Annotated in this window: 18 protein-coding genes and 1 CRISPR repeat array; of the genes, 7 read left to right on the top strand and 11 right to left on the bottom strand. The window is 54.9% G+C overall.

What is annotated here, in order from left to right:
- Nucleotides 1–15: 15 nt before the first annotated feature.
- The 6 genes from ACVW0B_RS05565 to csx2 all read right to left on the bottom strand — a co-directional run bounded on the left by ACVW0B_RS05565 (nt 16) and on the right by csx2 (nt 7,561).
- A complete protein-coding gene (locus ACVW0B_RS05565; protein ID WP_457491160.1) occupies nt 16–657 on the bottom strand; it encodes a Uma2 family endonuclease in 642 nt (213 codons plus the stop codon).
- Nucleotides 657–1,049, bottom strand: coding sequence for a hypothetical protein (locus ACVW0B_RS05560; RefSeq protein ID WP_457385043.1), 393 nt, complete (start codon nt 1,047–1,049; stop codon nt 657–659). The genes ACVW0B_RS05565 and ACVW0B_RS05560 overlap by 1 nt, the downstream gene beginning before the upstream one ends.
- Before the next feature lie 24 nt (nt 1,050–1,073).
- Nucleotides 1,074–1,844: a type III-B CRISPR module RAMP protein Cmr4 gene (gene cmr4, locus ACVW0B_RS05555; RefSeq protein ID WP_457491159.1), complete on the bottom strand. Its 771-nt coding sequence runs from the start codon at nt 1,842–1,844 to the stop codon at nt 1,074–1,076.
- 50 nt (nt 1,845–1,894) lie between these two features.
- Entirely contained in the window at nt 1,895–3,034 is a 1,140-nt protein-coding gene (locus ACVW0B_RS05550; RefSeq protein ID WP_457491158.1) for a type III-B CRISPR module-associated protein Cmr3, read from the bottom strand.
- Nucleotides 3,031–6,024, bottom strand: a complete 2,994-nt coding sequence (cas10, locus tag ACVW0B_RS05545) for a type III-B CRISPR-associated protein Cas10/Cmr2 (protein ID WP_457491157.1) — start codon at nt 6,022–6,024, stop codon at nt 3,031–3,033. The genes ACVW0B_RS05550 and cas10 overlap by 4 nt, the downstream gene beginning before the upstream one ends.
- Before the next feature lie 202 nt (nt 6,025–6,226).
- Entirely contained in the window at nt 6,227–7,561 is a 1,335-nt protein-coding gene (csx2, locus tag ACVW0B_RS05540) for a TIGR02221 family CRISPR-associated protein (RefSeq protein ID WP_457491156.1), read from the bottom strand.
- Nucleotides 7,562–7,703: 142 nt separating this feature from the next.
- Between csx2 and ACVW0B_RS05535 the strand changes: the two genes are divergently transcribed.
- On the top strand, nt 7,704–8,453 hold the full coding sequence (locus tag ACVW0B_RS05535) for a Uma2 family endonuclease (RefSeq protein ID WP_457491155.1): 750 nt from the start codon (nt 7,704–7,706) through the stop codon (nt 8,451–8,453).
- Between the two features lie 35 nt (nt 8,454–8,488).
- Here the strand turns inward: ACVW0B_RS05535 and tnpA are convergent, their stop codons facing one another.
- Nucleotides 8,489–8,950: an IS200/IS605 family transposase gene (gene tnpA, locus ACVW0B_RS05530; RefSeq protein ID WP_457491154.1), complete on the bottom strand. Its 462-nt coding sequence runs from the start codon at nt 8,948–8,950 to the stop codon at nt 8,489–8,491.
- A 57-nt stretch (nt 8,951–9,007) separates the two neighbouring features.
- Here tnpA and ACVW0B_RS05525 point away from each other — a divergent pair, with 57 nt between their 5' ends.
- Nucleotides 9,008–10,252, top strand: coding sequence for an RNA-guided endonuclease InsQ/TnpB family protein (locus ACVW0B_RS05525; protein WP_457491153.1), 1,245 nt, complete (start codon nt 9,008–9,010; stop codon nt 10,250–10,252).
- Between the two features lie 114 nt (nt 10,253–10,366).
- On the opposite strand, the gene ACVW0B_RS05520 is transcribed toward ACVW0B_RS05525, so the two are convergent.
- Nucleotides 10,367–10,927, bottom strand: a complete 561-nt coding sequence (locus tag ACVW0B_RS05520; RefSeq protein ID WP_457491152.1) for a formylmethanofuran dehydrogenase subunit E family protein — start codon at nt 10,925–10,927, stop codon at nt 10,367–10,369.
- 146 nt (nt 10,928–11,073) lie between these two features.
- Here ACVW0B_RS05520 and cas7i point away from each other — a divergent pair, with 146 nt between their 5' ends.
- The 4 genes from cas7i (at nt 11,074) to cas2 (ending at nt 14,668) form a co-directional block, all read left to right on the top strand.
- Nucleotides 11,074–11,925: a type I-B CRISPR-associated protein Cas7/Cst2/DevR gene (gene cas7i / locus ACVW0B_RS05515; protein WP_457491151.1), complete on the top strand. Its 852-nt coding sequence runs from the start codon at nt 11,074–11,076 to the stop codon at nt 11,923–11,925.
- The gene (gene cas5, locus ACVW0B_RS05510) at nt 11,922–12,521 is read left to right on the top strand and encodes a type I-MYXAN CRISPR-associated protein Cas5/Cmx5/DevS (RefSeq protein WP_457491150.1); all 600 of its coding nucleotides are present in this window, start codon (nt 11,922–11,924) and stop codon (nt 12,519–12,521) included. The genes cas7i and cas5 overlap by 4 nt, the downstream gene beginning before the upstream one ends.
- A 188-nt stretch (nt 12,522–12,709) precedes the next feature.
- Nucleotides 12,710–14,371 (top strand): type I-MYXAN CRISPR-associated endonuclease Cas1, encoded by a 1,662-nt coding sequence (cas1, locus tag ACVW0B_RS05505; RefSeq protein WP_457491149.1) that lies wholly within the window; start codon nt 12,710–12,712, stop codon nt 14,369–14,371.
- Between the two features lie 3 nt (nt 14,372–14,374).
- Complete coding sequence (cas2, locus tag ACVW0B_RS05500) at nt 14,375–14,668, top strand: CRISPR-associated endonuclease Cas2 (protein ID WP_457440190.1); 294 nt, start codon at nt 14,375–14,377, stop codon at nt 14,666–14,668.
- A 254-nt stretch (nt 14,669–14,922) separates the two neighbouring features.
- Nucleotides 14,923–16,698: a CRISPR direct-repeat array (repeat unit 36 nt; unit sequence GTGATTTTCCTCTGATTGCCGTAAGGCGTTGAGCAC).
- Between the two features lie 43 nt (nt 16,699–16,741).
- On the opposite strand, the gene ACVW0B_RS05495 is transcribed toward cas2, so the two are convergent.
- Nucleotides 16,742–17,656 (bottom strand): S1 RNA-binding domain-containing protein, encoded by a 915-nt coding sequence (locus tag ACVW0B_RS05495; RefSeq protein ID WP_457491148.1) that lies wholly within the window; start codon nt 17,654–17,656, stop codon nt 16,742–16,744.
- 71 nt (nt 17,657–17,727) lie between these two features.
- The gene (locus ACVW0B_RS05490; protein ID WP_457491147.1) at nt 17,728–18,168 is read right to left on the bottom strand and encodes an RrF2 family transcriptional regulator; all 441 of its coding nucleotides are present in this window, start codon (nt 18,166–18,168) and stop codon (nt 17,728–17,730) included.
- 130 nt (nt 18,169–18,298) lie between these two features.
- On the opposite strand from ACVW0B_RS05490, the gene ACVW0B_RS05485 reads away from it, so the two are divergent.
- Entirely contained in the window at nt 18,299–19,294 is a 996-nt protein-coding gene (locus ACVW0B_RS05485; protein ID WP_457491146.1) for an AAA family ATPase, read from the top strand.
- A 24-nt stretch (nt 19,295–19,318) separates the two neighbouring features.
- On the opposite strand, the gene ACVW0B_RS05480 is transcribed toward ACVW0B_RS05485, so the two are convergent.
- Complete coding sequence (locus ACVW0B_RS05480) at nt 19,319–20,347, bottom strand: ABC transporter permease (RefSeq protein ID WP_414332248.1); 1,029 nt, start codon at nt 20,345–20,347, stop codon at nt 19,319–19,321.
- Nucleotides 20,348–20,420 lie beyond the last annotated feature (73 nt).

Here is a 20,420-nt window from a genome sequence, read left to right as displayed (position 1 = left end):
AGCTGGAAAGCAGTGTTAGGAATTGCGAAGCGTTTCCCGAAATTCGCGCAACATAGCGCTGGTGCCAATTTCTAAGGCGCGTCGAATAAGTTGAGGTACAAGACTGGAGATGTCGAAGTCTGGAAAAAGCCGGCTGCAGCTCGATTCTACGTAGTCTTCTCCCTGCAGAATAAATATCCGCAAACTTCGCTCACCCAAGAGCCAAACTTCCGGCACGCCAATAGCTTTATAGGCATCGATAAAGGTCCGGGAAGTAACGTCGGACTCAATGGCCAGATCAGGCGGGGGCAATAGATCAACATCAATTCTTCCCTCACACCCTCGCACCTGCTCTAGGTGATGGACATAAAAGCAGGTGTCAGGCTCTACCCCAGCACTGCCAGACTTTTTAAGGGTTGTTGAGCCAAAATCTTCCCAGTCTCTCCCTTGAGCATCCAGAATAGCTGAGACAATGTATCCGGCAATGCGATGAGGGCGCTCATGTTTGGATAAGGGAGACATAATCTCTAAAGTGCCGTTGTAATAGGCAACACGAGTGTGGCGATCTTCGCCCAGCTCTTCCAGAATGCTCTCAAAGTCTTGCCAAGTCAGCGAATGGATGACCACTTGGCTTCCTTCACACAGGGAAATAGACTGGATTGGAATGGCTACGCTCATTATTCCCCTCCGCTAATGTCATGGTAAATGGCTGTAGCCCAGAAGCTGAATTCTTGCGCCAAAGCAAGTCCCAGCCCTGTTAAACCCAGGTACTCTTCAACTCCCAACCCCATGAGACGATCCAGGCCGTTGGATTTGGCAATTTCGTTTTGACCGGAGATCTTTTCTAGGCAATCGAAAAACTCCTTGACCACCTCTTTTTTGCCCTCTTGGCTAAGGGCGTCTTCTTCAGCCTTGAGGCGCAGCAGGCCCCAAGTAGAAAGATAGGTGTAGAGCTCCACAGCCTGGTTTTTTTGCTCTTTTAGCCTTTCTGGATCCCTGGTTTGCGCTCTGAGCTGGCACAGGGATTCGTAAACGGGCTTGGCCAATGTACGCGGGTCAAAGCTATTCATAAAACCTCCCTCCTAGGTTGAGATCTAGTTCAAAGACAGCTCCACAAAGCCTCGGCCCAAGCTTTCCTGGCCGCCAATCTGCATAATCTGGTTGGATTGCAGCAGATCTCGAAACTCTTTCATTGCCTCCTCAGAACTGCCATTTGCTTGGGCTGTAACCCCCCAGGCAAAGTACATCAAGCTATCGGGAGGAATAGCCTCTTCGTAGCGGAAGCCTCCTTCCACAACTTTGTGCTCGCTAAGCTTGACTTTCACCTGTCGCCACAGGCTCATTTGAATTAGGGTGGCACAATGCTGATCTGGTAAAACAATCACGCGACTGATATTAGGATCTTTGGTGTAGCTCTTCCATTCCGACCATTGTTTGAGACCCTCCTTGAGAATGGCATCTTTGAGGTAAATGGGTCGGTCGGCCTTCAAGCTCGTACTATAGGGATCCGGCACTGACAGATTCTGGCCTGTTAGCCGCAGCCAGCGCTTAAGCAGAAGCGGGCAGCTTATCCACACCACCCCGTGGCTGAGGGAGGGCACCGGGATCCAAAGCAAGGAGCCATCTCCAATCCAAATGGATCCCTGGGTCAGCTGATCCCCTTCCCCAATTTCGTTGCCAAAGAGCTCAAATTTTTTGTCTTTATCGGCCACGCTGGCCCGCAACCTGCCCCGAATGGTGCTGGAAGGGATGTAGGGCAAATGGGTGTGGGATTCGCGGGCAATGCCCAAGAGGTTGCCTTCTTGGGTGGTGCCGCCAGTGTGCAGAGGGGTCAACAAGGTGAGATAGACTACGTGAAAAGCCATAGGAAAACACTCCTTCATCAACTCTGAAACAGAACTTCAAACACCTGCGCTCAGTCGGCCCAACGGAGCCAAAGCAATTCGCTGTAGCCCAAAAGCCGCCAGCGATAGAACACGTTGAGCCGGCCATCTTCCAGCTCGGGCTCTTCTTGGTTGAGGGGGGCCGGTTGCTCCAGGTAGTAGACACTGCCAGGAGGCGCTGCAAAAACTTGAGGAGCGGGTAGGCTCATCTGTCGCGGCTCTTGGGGGTGATCTACCCGCAGGCGGCCGTTGATGGGAACGGGCTTGCCGGTGGCCACGCTCACCAGGGGGCCGGTGAGGGAGTGAGCAGGATGGGGAGTGGCCAATCGCCATTCCCACGGCCAGGCACGGCAGAGGGAACGCCCGTCCACCTTTTTGATGAACACACCTGGGGTCGCTAAGTAGGCCAAAGCGCGTCCGGCTTGGCAAAAGGCGGCCTGAGAAAGGTCCTGCAACTGCTGCCACTGCGCCTGCAACTTCGGACAAGGGGCTAGCAAGGCACCGTGGCCTTCTCCCCCCAGCCGCACAACCACTTCTTGCTGCAGGGGCAAGGGATCCCAGGCTTCGCGATCGGGATCCCAGCCCTCGATGGAAAGGGCCAAACTCCAGCCCGGCTGAAGACGGATACAGGTCTCCACAAAGTAGCCATCGGCTTCTCGCACTTGCCGCTTGCTCACCTGCAGAGTGTTGTGGGGCCGTACTTCATACTTCAACGGCGGCTTAACGGCCTGGCTGAGATCCCAGCCTTTGCCTTCCAGCGCCTTTTGCACCACCTCGAAGGGCAGGTAGCCTCCTGTTTTCTTCTTCTTGCTGCTCTGGCTGCCTTCGGGTTCCTCCTCTGCTGGCCTCAGGGACACCAACGGGGCTGGCCGGGTGGGATCCCAGTGGCAATGGAAGTAGGGATCCCTCTCGTCCAACCAAGGCACAGGGACAAGGGGGAATCCGTCTTCCAGATGCAGAGGGGCGGGGAAATAGAGCCTTTCGTCGTGGCAGAGAAAGGGGCCCCGCAGCCGCAGCGTCATCGGCTGGCCCAGGTAGGCTTGAACAGCCCCGGCCAAGGTGTGGCCACTGGGGGGAAAGCTGCTATTGGCCCAGGCCCGCTCTCCCGGCGCAAAGGGCTTAGCATCTCGAAACATCCACACATCCAAGGGTGATAGGGTAAACCAACTCATCGGCCGTTCCTCCCCAATTTCACGGTGCGGTTGCGCAGCACAAAAGCTGCCAACTTGAACCAGTTTTTGATCTCCAGATCCCACTCCTGGGGCTGGGCGGGCAGGCTGTGCTGCCAAAAATGCTGGATAAACTCCACTAGCTTGTTCTGGAAGTGCTCTTTCTGCTCCGATTCCTGTTTGAAGAGATCCCGGCGGCTGCAGAACAACCGGGCCCACTCGCGCACCGCCTCTGGGCTGGGGGCAGGATGTTGCTCCCACAGTTGGGCTGCCTGCTCAAACAAGGAGCTTTGATCCTGCTGCTGGCCCATGAGCTTCCAGTCAAAATCAAGGAGGTCTTTCCACTTGTCGAACGTGTCGAACTTGCTGGTGCTCACCAGTTGGTTGCCATTGGCAAACAGCACCCGCACCTGCACGCTGTCTTTGGGGCAGCCATGGGCATAGAGGTGGCCCTTGGCTTCTTCTTCCGCCTGCCAAAGGTTTTCCAGGGCAATGGCCAGAGGCACCGAGTGATGGGCAATCACCACGCCGAAGCTGATGGTGGCTGCGGATCCCAGGGTAAAGAGGGGGCGCCGGCTCAAACCTTCGGGAGGCCGCCCTTTTTTCCACTGCCAGTAGTCCCCCAGGTTCTCAAACTCCCGCCAGTCATCCTCTCCCCCCCGGAAACACTGGCGAATATCCCACAGCCAGCCATCCCACTCCCAGAGGTTGGTGTAGGCCAAAACGTCGTCCCCACCGGCGTAGATGAGCTTGCCTGCATAGCGTTGCTCTGTTAGGTAGGGCACCAACTGGCCGGAAAAATCCAGCAGGGCGCGGCTTAGGGCGCTGTGGGTGGCAGGCCCCATGCGCTTGCGGCTGTTTTTGACAAACTTCTGAAAAGCGTCTTTGACTTGCTCCAGCTCCTCCTTGTCCTTGCCAAAGACCTCGCCAATGGCTTCCGTTTGCCCGTTGGCCAGCCGCTGTAGGGGTTGAGGCAGATAGTCGTAGTAGGATTTCATCTTCTCGCCCCTGAGCCATTTGCCCATGTCGTCCCCATCCCCGGCAGCCAGCACGTACCAACTGGCGGGGTTAACGCTGGGGTAGTAGCGGCCTAGAAGCGTCTCGATGTCCTGCCGGTAGCTTCTTTGCGTTTCCTCGTCCAGCTCCAGGTCTTCCACCAGCCAACCAGCATTGAGCAGACGGGGATGGTAGCACAGCTCCTGCTGGTCGGCCCACGGGATCCCCCATTTGCCCCGCATTTCCCGCAGCACCCCTCTGACCTCCGGGTAGCGGGCCTCCACTGCCTGACAGGCCTGCTCGAAGTGCTCTCGTTCCCGTCGCCCTTGGGTTTTGAGGTAGCCAGCCACCCCAGCCGTGAGATCCGGGTAGGAAGCGGCAATCTGGTCTTCATCCAGCTCGCGGAAGAGCTCCGGCAGCACTTTGTACAAGCCCCGCTTGAGGGTTTCGGTGGCATTGAGCTGTTCCCGGCCATCGAAGAGCCCGGCCTGCCGTTGCCAAAGCCGCCGACTCTCCCCTTCTGTTATCCACCCCTGCCGCGGTGAGGGATGCACCACTGGCCCCAAGCCCGAAACGGTGCTGCGCGGCCCAAACGCAACGGGGAGCTGCCAATCGCGGGCCTGCTTACAAGCGGCTTGTAGCCGCCGACTTTGCTCCACTGCGGCTGCCCACCAAGATCCCACGTTGAGTCCGGCCTTGTATTGGCGGCGCTGTTGTCTTTGGGGATCCCAGAAGCTAGCCCGCAGAAACTCCAGCTCCTCATCCCCGAAGAGCTTTTGCTTGGCCTCTAGGTGATGGGTGCGGTTTTGGGCGCTGACCCAGGGATCCTCATCAATGGAAACCTGAGGGGGCTTGAGGATGCCGGTATCCTTGAGAGAGTGAGCCGGGGATCCCAGGGGCACGGCTGCCCAGTAGTGCTGCCACTGGTGCTCCAGCCATCCCTGCCAGGTGGGATCCTCTGGGTGCAACTGCACCATCCAGCGGCGATCCGCCTGCAGGTGATCCAGCACCCTCTGGGCCAACTGCTTCCATTCTTCCTTGAGGGTCTGCTGGGCAAACTGCATGGCCGCCTCCACCCGCTCTTCTGGCAGCAGCAGCAGGAGCACATTGGGAAAGCCGGCGGTGAGCAGGGCGTTAGGCGAAGGCTGAGGGATCCATTCTTCAAATTCGGGGTACTTCTCCCGCAGCCAGTGGTCGATTAACGGCTGGCCATAGAGGCTGGGGTAGAGCAGACAGTCGGGGCCGTATTTCTCGGCAAGCCGCCAACTTATGCGAGCAGAAAGGTAGTGCAGCAGCCAGGAGCCAGCCCAGAAGTCCCGCATTTTGCGGCTGGCTTTGATCAGCTCCTGGATGGGGTTGAAGGTAAAGCTCACCAAGAAGGGACGCGCGAACTTGGGCTCGTCGTAGCCGGCCAAACATCCCGCTAGGGCTGCGGTGACGCTGGCGTGGCTCCACAGGGATCCGTCTGGCAGCCGGGTTTCTGCCGGCAATAGCAGCAAGCTTTCATCCCCAAACTCCTGACAAATAGCTTGGGGAAAGCACCGCCAAAACCACCAAAACACTTTTTGGGGATCCGTCTCCTGCCGAACCCAATCAGGGATGGCGTTCTCCTCCCGTTCCATCAGGTAGTCTGCACGGGAGGGGGCATTCTTGAGGGCTTGGTGTTGCTCATTGGCCAATTGCCAAAAGTGCTTGCGCCCCGAGAGCAGATGGCTCATCTCCAGTCCAGAGCCTAACCCCTGGCCGCGATCCTCAACCTGGTAGTCGATGGCTACAGGCAAATGGCCAATGGCAGCCCGGTCGCTGGCCGAGGCGATGAGATCCGCATCTCCCACACCTCTGAGAGGGGATCCCTCGGCTTTGGGAGAAGACCATCCCTGCATCGCCGCCAGTCTGGTCCACAGCCCTTCCTTGGAGCGGCCAGTCCTGTCGTGTAGGGCTTTGAGGGCGGGATCATGTAACAGACCCCAGAGCTTAGCTTGCCAGTAGTGAGACATGGTGTTTTCGCTGGAGAAACAGAACAGTTAGGAACTCCTCGAACAAGGAACAAAACCCCGGTAGCCACCCGATGTCGTGGCTACAGAAGCTACAAAACAAAATCGATCTGATCCCGGCCAGCCCTCAGTTTTCTTCAGTATTTCTCAATAGCCGTTGTTTGACCAAAAACCCAGAACCTGAGGGCGAACCGATGTCTTTAGCCTACGGAGAAGTGGAAAGATCCCCTTCCAACTTCCCTTCTGCCCAGGTCAATTTGGGAAACAGCTCTTCCAGGCCAGGCAGCAGGTCTTGCAAAACAAAGCTTTCTAGAGCTTCGCTGTTCAAAGGGTCTGGATTCATCTGCACATGGGCAACATCGTTGCGGTACTGGCTGAGGCGAGACCAGAGATCGGCAAGCTGCTTGGCGTCGGGCACATGGGTGGTAATAGGAGGAAGCGCCTGGGGCTGGTCTTCCCGTGGGATGAGGGATCGGCCCGATTCGCCAGTCGCAGGGGGATCTCCAAGGGGCTGGTCTTTCCGCGGAATGAGGGATCCCAGTTGGTGTTCGATCTCCTGCCGCGCTTCCCGCTGGCGGTAGTTGGGCAGCCCCTCACACAAGCAGAGGGCCGAGATCACCCACTCCCGAGCTAAGAGAATTGCCTGCGTGGTGAAGCGTTTCTCCACATACCAGCGCAGCAGTTGAAATTGCTTTTGAACTTGAGCCTTGGCATCCGTAGCTCTGTCTGCTGGCAAAGCCAGTTGGCTGTAGCTATCCTGAATGCTTCGCAGCAGCAGACCAAAAGGCTTGGCAAATTGGCCCACCTCTTCTGCCAACTCCTGGGTGGAGTGCCTTTGCAACCTAAGCAAGTCATCCTCCAAAAGGCTGACCGGTCTTACCAGCTCCAGGGAACGAGAGACATTGCGGATGGCTTGGCCAAAGTTCTGCAGCCGGATGGGCTTGGGATCCCTTTTGCCGAGCTTTGGTTGGCGGTAAAAGTCCCGTTGAACTGTATCCAAAAGTTGGCCCAACTCCAGCGCCGAGCCGGTGCTAATGAATTTGTCGGTAGCCGTCAGCCAGTCCAAAAGACGAAGGGCGGGGGTGAGATCGATGATGGGTGTTTCCTGCTGGTCTTTGAGATAGAGACCGTAGTACAGCCCCTGAATATTTACATTCTTGGCCTTGCGCAAAAGGGCGGCTCCCAAGAGCACCAGTACGGGGATGGAGCGAAAGGCGTGGGTGATATCGAAAACCAGCCGCGTATGGGGCTCGATGCTATCGACCAGCACATCGAAGATCTCCCAGGTCTCTGCCTCGGTTTTCCCTTCAGGAATGGCCTTGGCAATTTTCTCCACGTGGGGGGGTAGGCAGTCCTGTAGATGCTTCCAATGGGTGTCATGTGCTTCTTGGGTTAGCAGCACAATCACCCTCTCGATGTCAAAGAGCTGACAGAGGGCTTTGGCAACATAACGGGTTCTATCGGCTTTCCGCTCCCCAAAAACATACACCGTCTCGCTGTAGGGGCTGGTGCCTAGAGTGGTCAAAAGGGTATTAGCCATAGGGATCCTCTCGATGACGGCTTTCAAGCTACTGCAGCTTGGAAGCCCCCCCTTCTCAAGTTGCCTGGAGAGGGTTCTGGGTTGAATGTTGCCCTATCCTCTCCCGAAAAGTGGCATCCTCTGCTCAGCCGGTGCCAGAAAGATGGGGATCTCTACCCCCAAAATTGAGTGGAGCCATCTTGCCGCTGGATTTGGATCCCTGCTCGACAACTGTTTCAAAACGGTGAAGGTGGGGGATGTCAGAGCTAGCCTAGACAGAGATTCGGCCATCCTAAACAACGGGGATCCTGTGATGCTATCGACTCCAGAGTTGTCCATTTCAGGTCAAAAGCTAACTCCCGAACAGTTTCTGGCCTTGCCGGAGGGGGATATTGTCTATGAGCTAGTCGATGGGCGGGCCGTCTCCAAAAACGAACCCATGTCGCCAAAACGCTTCCATGCTCGTCTCCAACCGGTGTTGTGGCAAATTTTGGAGGACTGGTGCTCTAGCCCTGAGTGTCCTAAGCCTGGGTCAGCACATACTGAGTGGGCAGTTGTTTTAACACGAAAGGCAGAGCCCTGGATCCCAGTTCCTGATGTTACTTACATCTCTAACGAGCGGTTGCCGGTTGAGGCCATGACCGATGAGCCTTGTTTTGCCATTCCCGAGTTGGTGATCGAGATCCTTTCTGCTGGCCAGAGTTTTGGGGCCATAGCCCAGAAGGCAACCGATTATCTAGAAGCTGGGATCCCCAGGGTTTGGGTTGTGGATCCCCAAGCCAAGAGCATCACCGTCTTCTATCCCGATGCCCCGCCGCGCACCTTTACGGGATCCCAAGCCATTCAAGATGATTTCCTGCCGGGTCTAAAGGTGATCCCTCAAGATGTATTCGCTCAAGCCCGGATCCCTTAGGGGGTACCTAGCGAGCCCACGATAATCAGAGTTAGCTAGTCCGCCGAGAAGCCCCGCCCTCTGTCCGCAGGACGAGGGTCGGGATGAGAGGCGGGAGTTCCTTGGTTTTCAATGTACTGGCACAAAACCGAGACCGTCACCCCACCACATGAAGCGATGAAATAAGATTCATTCCACAGTACATTTTTCCGATATATCTTGCTGATGTAGTCCGCAAACTCGCTTCTCATCCTACGGCTAGAGACGGATTTAATGTTGTTTACCAACTTGGACAGATCTATCTGCGGATAGTACTGGAATAGCAGATGAATATGGTCTGCCTCGCCGTTAAACTCAATAAGTTTGCAGCCCCACTTCTGGCAGAGGTCATACATAACTTCATGCAATCGCTGCAACATTTCTCTAGTAAATACCTTGCGACGGTACTTGGTGGTTAAGACCAAGTGTGCCTTCAAATCAGATACAGCTCTGCCGCTGGAAACAAAATCACGCTTCATGGCTGCTAATCCTTACTGGTGCTATAATCAGTGTAGCGGTTTCTGAGTACGCTTAAGATGAGGACTGCCTATCAGTACCGCCTACGGCCTACGCCCAGTCAAGCTATCCTGATGGAGCAATGGCTGGAGCTGTTGCGCAAGCAGTACAACTATCGGTTGGCAGAGCGGCTTAACTGGTGGGAACAAAACCGCTGTGATATCAACGCTTGCCCTTTAATCTGCCACTTGCCTGAGCTGAAAGACAGACCCGATTACTACTCCCAAAAACGGGATCTAGTGAACACTAAGGCAAGGTTCCCCGAATACCAAGCAGTCCACGCGCAAGTCCTCCAGAACTGCGTAGAGCGAGTACACAAAGCATTCGACCGGTGGCTGAGAGGCAACCGCAACGGCAAAAGGGCAGGGAGGCCGAGATTCAAGGGGGCGGGCCGGTATCGCTCCTTCACCTTCCCTCAGATGAAGCAGGAGTGCATCCAAGGGAAGTTCATCCACCTGCCCAAGATTGGCGCGGTCAAGCTGATTCAACACCGCCCGTTGCCCGACGGTTTTGTCATCAAGACTGCTACCATCACCCGCAAAGCGGACGGGTGGTATGTGACATTAAGCCTGCAAGATACGTCTGTCCCCGAGTTCACTCCTGACCTGCCAACACCGGAGAACACCATGGGGATCGACATGGGGCTGGACTCCTTTTTGGTAACCGACACGGGGGAGTCTGTTCCAGTTCCCCAGCACTATCGCAAGGCAGAGCTCAGGCTCAAGAGGTTGCAGCGGGCCTTGTCTCGCAAGAGGAGAGGATCAAACCGTCACAAGAAAGCCCTGAAGCGGGTAGCCAAGGCTCATCTCAGGGTAGCCAACCAGCGTAAAGACTTCCACCACAAAACAGCCAAGAAGCTGGTAAGCAAGGGAAAGCATATTGCGTATGAGGCGCTCAACATCAAAGGTATTGCCAGAACCAAACTAGCGAAATCTACTTATGATGCCGGGTGGGGGCAATTCCTGCGGATTCTCGCAGTCAAGGCTGAAAGAGCTGGGCTGAGGGTGATCGCAGTGGATCCAAACGGCACAAGCCAAAACTGCTCTCGGTGCGGCCAAAAGGTACCGAAGACCATTCAAGACAGGTGGCACTCTTGCCCGCATTGTGGACTGGAACTACACCGAGACCACAACGCGGCGATAAACATCAAATACAGAGCGGTGGGGCATCCCGCTCTTAAAGCTCAGGAAACGTCCTTCACAGGAGTCACTGAGAAGCCCGCACTCTCTCGCTTTAGCGGCGCGGAGCGCTTTGCGTCAGCATGAGTGCGGGAGTATGTCACTTCCAGAAAGAGAGCATCCGGCAGAGGTGGCCACCCGCTCGGGTCTGGAGCTGATTGGCTCAGGAATGCCGAAGGGATCCCGCAGCGATATTCCCTGCTATGGGCTAATGGCGAGACGGAAAAGCTTCTCATCGGCCAGTTGAAGAACTTCCTGCCCTGCAGCCGCCAGTTGTTCCGGGGGCAAGTTCCGGTATTTGTCAATAAACTCGGGCAAAACTTGAAACTCCACCCGCTTGCCGGTCTCTCGATGGATGACCACACTGCGCATTTTTTCAAGAGATTCGACCTCCACCAGCTTCAAGTTCAACTTGCCCAAACTGGCTCCTGTTGCAGCATGCAAGCCATCCACAATGCACACAAACGGGATCTCTGCCGGCGACTCGTGAATGACCTCCACCAGAAAACGGTTCCTAGAAGTGTGGGGAGTTGGACTCATCAAGCCCAGCTCCTGCAGAGCGCGCATCCCCATGCGATAGCCGACCATAGCCCAAGGGCCAGCTCCGCCATGAATTTCCGTTACTCGCTGAACGGCTGTCGCTGTCGAGTCCGTTGCAGAACTGGTGACCGGATGAGCTGTCGCTGGTGCTCCCAGAGCTAGCTGAAGGGCAATCAGCAAAAGAGAAAGCTGCTGTGGCTTGGCAATGGATGACAGGTTCATAGGCAGCGAGAGAGCTGATAAAGAGGAGATGGGTCAAGCCATCCTAAGCTCTACCCTTCGAGGTTGCCTATGCGGGGGTAGGGGATCCAGCCCTCTTCTGGGAACTCTTCCGAAAATCACCTCCTGGCTGAAGAGGGCTAAGACCAATGGTATTCATCACTACCCTGCAAAAGATCCTCTGGAAAAATGAGGTGCACACTACCGTCTCTGCTGAAGCAATCCGTTGGGCCCTGCGTTACTATTGGCAGGTCTCAGGGAATGGCTGCGAAGTTAACCGACGTTGGAATGATCAAACCAACGACAACGAGTGGCAAGTGCCTAACTTTGATCCCGAGCGGTATATCGATGATGATGTCCTAGGCTTTATGCGTGCGGAAGGGGCTAAAGTAGATGCCTCAGACGAAAACTCATCCAGGAAGAAGGGAGAGAAGTTACCAAAGGGCACTACCACTGCTCGGCGAGGTGTTTTGGAAGTAACTCGGGCAGTTTCTACTCGCCCCTACAGCGGAGATGTAACCTTCAACGCGAAAAGTGGCCAGAAGGGATCCACTTCTCTCTACGGAACGGAAGTCCATGCTACTCGCTATCAGTACGGCTTTGCAATGACTCCTGCTCGGCTCCACCGGCAAGACCGAGTAATCGAAGTGTTAAACGGACTGGTTTCGTTGGGGGAAGTAGCCGGCAATCACTCTCGCTTTCTCTATGACTTTTCACCGGATAGCATAGTCCTGCGCTGGACACACGACTTTTCGCCACGCCTGCTCTACTGTTTTGAAGAAAACTCTGATGGAGAAATCAGCACGCCGGACTTAGTGCGTCGAGTGCAAGTGGGGGATATAGATCCTCAAGAGCTATGGCTGGCAGGAGCCGCTGCCGAAACTGAGGACGGGGAGAAGCTAGACCGGTTGGGTGCTCATGTAAGCTCAGGCATTAAATCAACAGTTGATCAACTTATCAGCTTGATTAGGCAGCAAATTTCTTGTGAGGAGGCAGCATGATTCAGCTCCAGGTTGAGGTGCCTATCGCCTGTTTCCGTCAATCTTGGGCCAGGGAGTTTGCCGAAACTTATCCGGTGCCGCCACCGGCTACTGTTTATGGAATGTTGCTTTCCTTGCTGGGAGAATGGGATCGGCATCGATATTGCGGATCCCAACTGGCAATTGCTCTCCTGAGCCAACCCCAGCTTTCTACAGTGATCCGTACCCTTCGTCGTTTTAAGACAAAAGATATTCAGCATCCAAACAATGCCCGTCCTGACTACCAACAATTGCTGACCGATGTGCAAATCGCAGTTTTGGTCAACGGATCCCTTGCTCATGACCTAGAAAGAGCCTTTGAAAATCCTGAATTAATTGACCGATCTGGGGGACTAAGCCTAGGAGAGAGTCGTGACTTAGTTAACTCGGTAAGACCAATTCAGAAAGTCCCTTCAGGGGGAAGATGGCTAATTCAAGATGAGGATGGGATCCTGACCTTGCCGTATTGGGTTGATCACGTGGGATCGCGGGATACTCGCTGGCGAAGATACTCACTCCAAACTCTTGAAGGTGATGATGTGCCGGAGTTAGCCTGGACGGAAATTTGCCCAAACTAGGCAGCGAGAATTCCAAGCTGTTGGTTCTAGACTTATCAACCTTAGGTCGAAGGCTTATTTCCGAACAGCCTATTAACCCTGCCAGGAGAAGATCTTGCGTGGAGCCTGAGTTTTGTCTCTGCTCAAAGAGAAAGCTGTTCTAAGATTGCTGAAGAACTCTATATTTTCATATTTCGGAGTATCAGATTATGCCGGCATCACTAATCGATTTCCCCGCACAGATAGATTCAGATTTGATTCGTGTTTCAGCACTGCACGCATTGGCCTACTGCCCACGACTATTTTATCTAGAGGAGGTCGAGCAGCTCTATACGGAAAACGCAGCTATTTTTGCCGGTCGGCGGCTGCACGTAGAGCTGGAAAAGCAAGAGGGAGAAGAGTGGGAGGATCTATTTCTAGAAAGCGAAGAACTGGGCTTGCGGGGAAGAGTGGATGCTTTGCGCACTCGTGATGGACAGATCATTCCCTACGAGCATAAAAGGGGTCGGTCAGCACGGGATCCAGACAATCAGCCTCAAGCTTGGGAAAGTGACCGGTTGCAGATTTTGGCCTATGCCTATCTCGTGGAAACAGCTTTGGGGATCCCAATTCCCGAAGGAAGAATTCGGTACCACGCAGATAATGTGCTCGTACACGTACCCCTTGATGATGCTGGGCGCCAAGCTGTACGTCAGGCAATCGAACAAGCGAGGCTGCTGCGCCAATCTCCTCTGCGGCCCCCAATTACCGACAATGAGCGGCTGTGTGCGGGTTGCTCCTTAGCTCCCGTGTGTTTGCCCGAAGAAGCGAGGCTAGCTCATGACAGAGAATGGCAACCTATTCGCCTGTTCCCGGAAGATGACGAACGGCAATGTGTCCACATTCTAGAGCCAGGGGCACGGGTAGGGCGCAGTGGATCCCGTCTCAAAGTTACCTACCGAAACCAAAGCGAAGAGTTTATCTCCGCTCAGCAAACTGGACAAATTGTGCTTCATGGTTTCTCTCAAATTTCAACTCAAGCCATTCATTTCTGCGCCGAACAATACATTGGAATTCACTTAATTTCGGGAGGTGGACGCTATGTCGGCAGCCTGGATCCCCGACACGGGAGCATCCAGCGACGTATCCGACAGTATCAGGCCCTGAGCAGCTCCGAGATGTGCCTGAAATTAGCTCGAAAGTTGGTGAGGTGTCGAGGCCAGAGCCAGCGCAAGTTCTTAATGCGCTTGGGATCCCAGCGTTCGCCAGAGGTAGAACAAGCTATCGAACAAATGAAGCGATTGCTCAAGCAAGTCGATCAGGCAGACTCTTTGTCAAGTCTATTGGGACTGGAAGGAAACTTAGCAGCGCTCTACTTTTCTGCCTTGCCTCATCTGCTGTCTGATGCAGTACCTGAGGAAATGCGATTTTCAGGACGAAATCGAAGACCTCCCAAGGATCGCTTTAACGCCTTACTTGGGTTTGGTTATGCTCTTTTGCTTAAAGATGTAATGAATGCTATTTTGACAGTTGGATTAGAGCCCGCCCTGGGTTTTTATCACCAGCCTCGCTCCCAAGCGCATCCTCTGGCTCTTGACTTGATGGAGATCTTCCGTGTTCCTCTTGTAGATATGCCAGTCGTAGCCTCAGTTAACCGACGGCAATGGGATCCAGACGCAGATTTTACAGTACGGGGCCAACAAGTTTGGCTCAGCGAAGAGGGACGTAAGAAGATGATTCGGATTTACGAAGAGCGCAAGCGAGAAAAGTGGAAGCACCCAGTTACTCATTACTCTCTTACCTACTGCCGTTTAATAGAGCTAGAGGTTCGTCTTTTGGAAAAAGAGTGGAACGGCGAAGCAGACTTGTTTGGAAACTTAGTTGTGAGATAGATTATGGCCGAGCATAAGGTTTGTTACTTGGTGTGCTACGATATTCGCTGTCAGAAGCGATGGCGAAAAGCATTCAAGTTATTGGAGGGATATGGAGAACGAATTCAGTACTCAATTTTTCGTGCCTGGCTAACATTGCGAGAACGAGAGAAACTGCGTTGGGAGCTAGAGAAAATTCTAAAACCAGAGGATGGCCTCTTGCTTGTGGGGATCTGCAACCGCTGCTTAGAGCGGGTGCTCGCCTCGAACCGACCAGAAAGTTGGCCAGAACGACAGGATGGCTACAGGATCTGTTAAAAAGCAAGGATCTATCGTTGTGAAAGACGCTTTAGCCCCCAAAAGACCTGAAAGTCTTGTCGGAAGCGGGTTCCAGAGATTTTTGACCACCTGGAGTTGCTTGCAAAATCCCGGCTCCCTTACGAGAAAACCTTTTGCCGGGCCCAGTGCGTTAGGAGACCTGTCTTCTAGCTGGCAGTTGGTGTATAGAATAAGGGTACATGCTTGCAAAGGCTCCATCCGAGCCTTGCAGAGTAAGAATCCTGGGGTGCGCCGTGATTTTCCTCTGATTGCCGTAAGGCGTTGAGCACTTCCCAATAACGCCACTCTCTCTCTGAAAACGCCACGTGATTTTCCTCTGATTGCCGTAAGGCGTTGAGCACTAAATGGATCCCTCGTGCTGACCCACGCGCAAGAAGTGATTTTCCTCTGATTGCCGTAAGGCGTTGAGCACGACCAAGATTGGTAATCGTTGGCCTAGACGGGACAGTGATTTTCCTCTGATTGCCGTAAGGCGTTGAGCACCACAAAAACCGGGATCCCATCTTCTTGGGATCCCGGGTGATTTTCCTCTGATTGCCGTAAGGCGTTGAGCACTAAACGGATCCCTCATGCCGGGCCACGCGTAAGAATGTGATTTTCCTCTGATTGCCGTAAGGCGTTGAGCACACGTCTCGTGCTACTGCTACGGAGGTGGAGGTTTCTACTGTGATTTTCCTCTGATTGCCGTAAGGCGTTGAGCACTGCTGCAGCAAGGGGAAGTCTGGGGATCCCTGGCTGTGATTTTCCTCTGATTGCCGTAAGGCGTTGAGCACCGCTCCAAATCCTCAAGATCCCGACGGCTTTCCCCCAGGGTGATTTTCCTCTGATTGCCGTAAGGCGTTGAGCACCAACGACAACGGAAAGAGATAGCAGACTTCCTAAGGGTGATTTTCCTCTGATTGCCGTAAGGCGTTGAGCACCGACTGCGGCGGGAATTCGCCAGCAATGTCCAGGGCGTGATTTTCCTCTGATTGCCGTAAGGCGTTGAGCACTCGATGACAGGGGTGTAGCCGAGGCGGGCGCACTCTTGTGATTTTCCTCTGATTGCCGTAAGGCGTTGAGCACGCCGGTGCAGCCCCGTATTCTGTTGGCAAGGGCGTGTGATTTTCCTCTGATTGCCGTAAGGCGTTGAGCACGGAATAAACTGCTCGTAGAACTTGTAGGCGGGGTGTGATTTTCCTCTGATTGCCGTAAGGCGTTGAGCACTGGTGTTTGGTCGATAGCAGGTCGGTGGTGGTGCGTACAAGTGATTTTCCTCTGATTGCCGTAAGGCGTTGAGCACTTGTGAGGAGTTAGAGTGTCTCAAAACGTGGTGTGTGATTTTCCTCTGATTGCCGTAAGGCGTTGAGCACAGAACACTTCACATCCCTATTCCCAGTTGGGCACCGTGATTTTCCTCTGATTGCCGTAAGGCGTTGAGCACCTCAGATCCGCGACGGCTCTTGACGGCTTGGACGTGGGTGATTTTCCTCTGATTGCCGTAAGGCGTTGAGCACGAATGACCAAGCGCACAGAGTTTGCGGGCAACGTTGTGATTTTCCTCTGATTGCCGTAAGGCGTTGAGCACGCGTGAAAAGTCTGAATTTCACCTCCAAAGTGTTGGAGTGATTTTCCTCTGATTGCCGTAAGGCGTTGAGCACGAGTTGTGACTCCGGGGGACTGCAATTAACCCCGTTCAGGTGATTTTCCTCTGATTGCCGTAAGGCGTTGAGCACGTAGACTGAGAGTCTCAGCCCGTGTCAGGATATTGGAGTGATTTTCCTCTGATTGCCGTAAGGCGTTGAGCACTTCAAAGTCTTTGAAGTTGAATGTTCAAGGTCTTCGAAGGTGATTTTCCTCTGATTGCCGTAAGGCGTTGAGCACGGTAGGTATGGCCGGTTCCAGGTCCTGACCTACCAGGTGATTTTCCTCTGATTGCCGTAAGGCGTTGAGCACTAGGAAACGTGGCAGATAAACTCCAGCCTGCTACCGACGTGATTTTCCTCTGATTGCCGTAAGGCGTCTTGCTTTCCCTCTGCAGGTTTTGCATCCGAACTCGAGGCAGAGATGGGATCAGATGACTTGGCCGTCGGATGTTATTCTCCCCTTGAGTTTACCGGCCCGCTCTTCGGCCTCCTCCATAACCCTGTCCAGCTGCTCCAGCACCTCACCCGGATGCTTTTCCAGCACCCGCAGGGAGAGGGCCATCCGTCCCTTGGCCTCATCCACATCGATGACAACAGCTTTGATGCGTTGGCCTGGTTTGAACAAATCCGGTAGCGAGGCTACAAAACTTTGGCTGACCTGCTTGATGTGCAACAGCCCGGTTATCCCTTCTTCCAGGTCCACAAACACACCGAAGGGTTTTAGTCCGCTGACTTTGCCTTCCACCACTTGGCCACTGGTGTAGCGGCTCAGGTTCTCGGACTTTACAGCCGCCCTTTGGGAGAGCACCAGCTTGTTGGCTTCTGGGTTCACCTCGATAAAGCTTGCTGTCAAGGATTGCCCCACCAACTCCTCCAGACTTTCCCGTTGGCTGAGGTGGGAGCGGGGAATGAAGCCGCGCAGCCCCTGCACATCCACCACCACCCCCCCTTTGTTGGTGGCGATCACCGGAACGGTTACCGTCTGGCCGTTGGCTTGCTTCTGGGCCAGCTCTTCCCAAAGCCGCTTCAGCCTCAGCCGCCGCGCCGAGAGCACAATTTGTCCTTCTGCATCTTCCCGCAGGATGAGAAACTCGGCTTCTGTCTTTAAAGGAAAGAGCGCACTCAAATCTTCCCCTGGGCGGATCCCTGCTTCCTTGAGGGGCAAAAAGGCCGGGGATTTGCCGCCAATATCCACCAGAGCGCCATCGTTCTGATATTGGAAAATGCGGCCTTGCACCACCTGCCCCGGTTGGAAGCTGAGGTTTTGCCTGTCTAAAGCTTGGGCAAAATCTTCCGCGGAAAACGTATCGGCAGCCTGAGAGCGAGAAGAGCGAACGGTCATGGAAGGGCTCAATTCGAAAAGCAGTGGGTTTCAGGATAACCCAAAACCTTCCAAGGATCCCAGCCTCTGGCCTAGATGTAGTACATGAGCCGAGCCTGTTGCTGTTGTGCCTGCCGGTCGCAGAGGTCTTGTAGGGTGGTCTTCTGGAGAATGGCTACCGCCGCAGCTTGAGCCTCTTGCCAGGTCTTCAGGAGCACTGCCCGCTCCGGGGTGAAATCCCCTGAGGGTAAGTCGCGGGAACGGGTGAGATCCTCCCCCTCGATGGCCTGAATAACGTCCCATAGCGAGATCTGCCAGGGCGCTCGGGCCAGGAAGTAGCCTCCCTTGGATCCCCGTTGGCTGCGCACCAACCCCTGTCTGCGCAAGGTGGCCAGCAGTTGCTCCAAGTAGCGGTCGGGTATGGACTGATGGGCCGCAATTTCTTTAATCTGCAGCACCTGGCCATCACTGTAGTGCTGGGCCAATTCCAGAAGGGCCAGGAGAGCATATTCACTTTTGCAAGACAGTTCCAAGATATCCATCCTTGTGGAGGGCTTAGGTCTATGATACTCCGGTTTTTCACTGGGGTTTAGCGGGATCCCGCCCTGAGCTGGCAATGGGATCCAGCCTGTAAGGTGGAATAGGCCCCTTTGGGAATGGTTTATGGCGAGTGTCAGCACCCGGTCTGGTTCAGCACGGATCCCAGCGGAGCGATTACAAACCTTGCACCAACAGATTGGCAAGCTGATTGCCAATATCGAATCCGTGTTTCAGGGCAAATCGCAGGTGGTGCAGGCGGTGGTCACGGCCTTGGTTGCGGAAGGTCATGTTTTGCTTGAAGATGTGCCCGGTGTAGGCAAGACCACTTTGGCGCGGGCCATTGCCCAGAGTTTGGGAGCCAAGTTTCAGCGGATTCAATTTACCAGCGACCTATTGCCGACAGATATCCTTGGCCTCACCCTTTTCAACAAAGAAAAAGGGGATTTTGAATTTCGTCCCGGCCCCATTTTTGCCCACGTGGTCTTGGCGGATGAAATCAATCGCACCTCGCCCCGCACCCAAAGTGCCCTGCTGGAGGCAATGGCGGAAAAGCAGGTTTCGCTGGACGATCGCACCTACCCGCTGCCCAGCCCATTTATGGTGTTGGCCACCCAAAACCCTTTGGAGTACCACGGCACCTATCCCCTCCCAGAAAGCCAGTTGGATCGGTTTTTGGTACGGCTGTCGATTGGCTACCCCAGCCCTGAGATAGAGCGAGCCTTGCTGTTGCAACGGCAACAGGCCGAGCCGGTGGATGCTCTGCAGCCGGTTCTCTCCCTGATGGAGTTGCGAGAGATTCAGTCGGCGGTGGATCAGGTGTATTTGGATGGATCCCTGGCGGACTATCTTCTGCAGGTGGTGCAGGCCACTCGCGTGTCCAAGCTGCTGCGGGCAGGGGTATCCACCCGTGGAGCCCTGGCCTTGGCGCGGGCAGCACGGGCCCAGGCGCTGGTGAAAGGGCGCAGCTTTTGTCTACCAGAAGATCTGCAAGCACTGTTCGTGCCGGTACTGACCCATCGGGTTTCTCTGGCCGGGTCGGGAGAGATGGCCGGCAACCGACGGCAAGAGGCTGAGGCGGTGATTCGGGATATTGTCTCCACAATTGAGCCGCCTGTTTGAGGGATCCGTAGCAGCAATGGTTAACTACAGCAGTGAGTCGGGTCGGATCCGGGGATCCATCCACATCAGGAGCAAATCGGCCAACAAATTGCCCAGAATGAGCATCACGGCCCCCAGCAAAAGCCCCGCCATCACCACATTGATGTCGAAACTTTGAACAGCCTCCAAGAGCAGCTTGCCCAGCCCCGGCCAATTGAAGAAAAACTCGGCAATAAAAGAGCCGCTGAGCAGATTGGCAAACTCAAAGCCCAAGATCGTGATCAAGGGGTTGACGGCGTTGCGCAGCGCGTGCAACCAGATCACCCGCCACTCCGGGATCCCACGGGCCCGCGCCGCCTGGATGTATTCCTGCCGCAGCACATCCAAGAAATTGCCGCGCGTAATCCGCTGCAGCCCGGCAAAGCTGGTGATGCTCAGGGCCAGCGTGGGCAGGAGCAGGTGGCGGCCCAGATCCAGCAACTTTTCCCCCAAACTAAGCTCGGCAAAATAAACACTGGTCATCCCCCCTACCGGCAGCCAGCTCACGTTTTGGGCCACAATTAGCAGCAAAATGGCCAGCACGAAGCTGGGCATGGCCTGGCCCAGGTAGCTGAGCAACTGCAACGCCCGATCCAGGGGGGTGTTCTGCCGCAGCGCCCCCAGGATCCCTAGGGGAATGGCGACCAGCCAAGTCAGCACCACAGAGGACACCGCCAACAGCAAGGTAGCGCCGGCGCGGGAGAGGATGAGCTGTGCTACCGGCACGCGATAGGTGTAGCTCACCCCGAAATCCCCTTGCAGCAGGTTGCCCAGCCAGGTCAAGTACTGCCAAACCAAGGGCTTATCCAACCCCAGCCGCGCTTCCTCTTGGGCAATAAACTCCTGGCTGAAACTGGGATCCGCCCGCAAGGGATCCAAAAAATCTCCGGGGGCCAGTTGCAAGAGCAAAAAGCTGAGCACCGTGATCAACAGCAGCACCGGTACGGCTTGGGTGATCCGCTGCAAAACTAAGGCCAGGGGAGGCCAAAGGTCAAAAGCGCGGGAACGGGAAGGCGGAGAGGAGGTTACAGCCACAGATGCAGATGGATACCTTAAGTGGTGCGCTCTTTGAGTTGGATTCTTGTCGAACTATGGTAAACTACCCGGC

It is taken from the genome of Thermostichus sp. MS-CIW-23, from assembly GCF_054059455.1.
The sequence above is the reverse complement of the archived record's forward strand: the minus strand, read 5'-3'. Positions and strand labels throughout refer to the sequence as shown.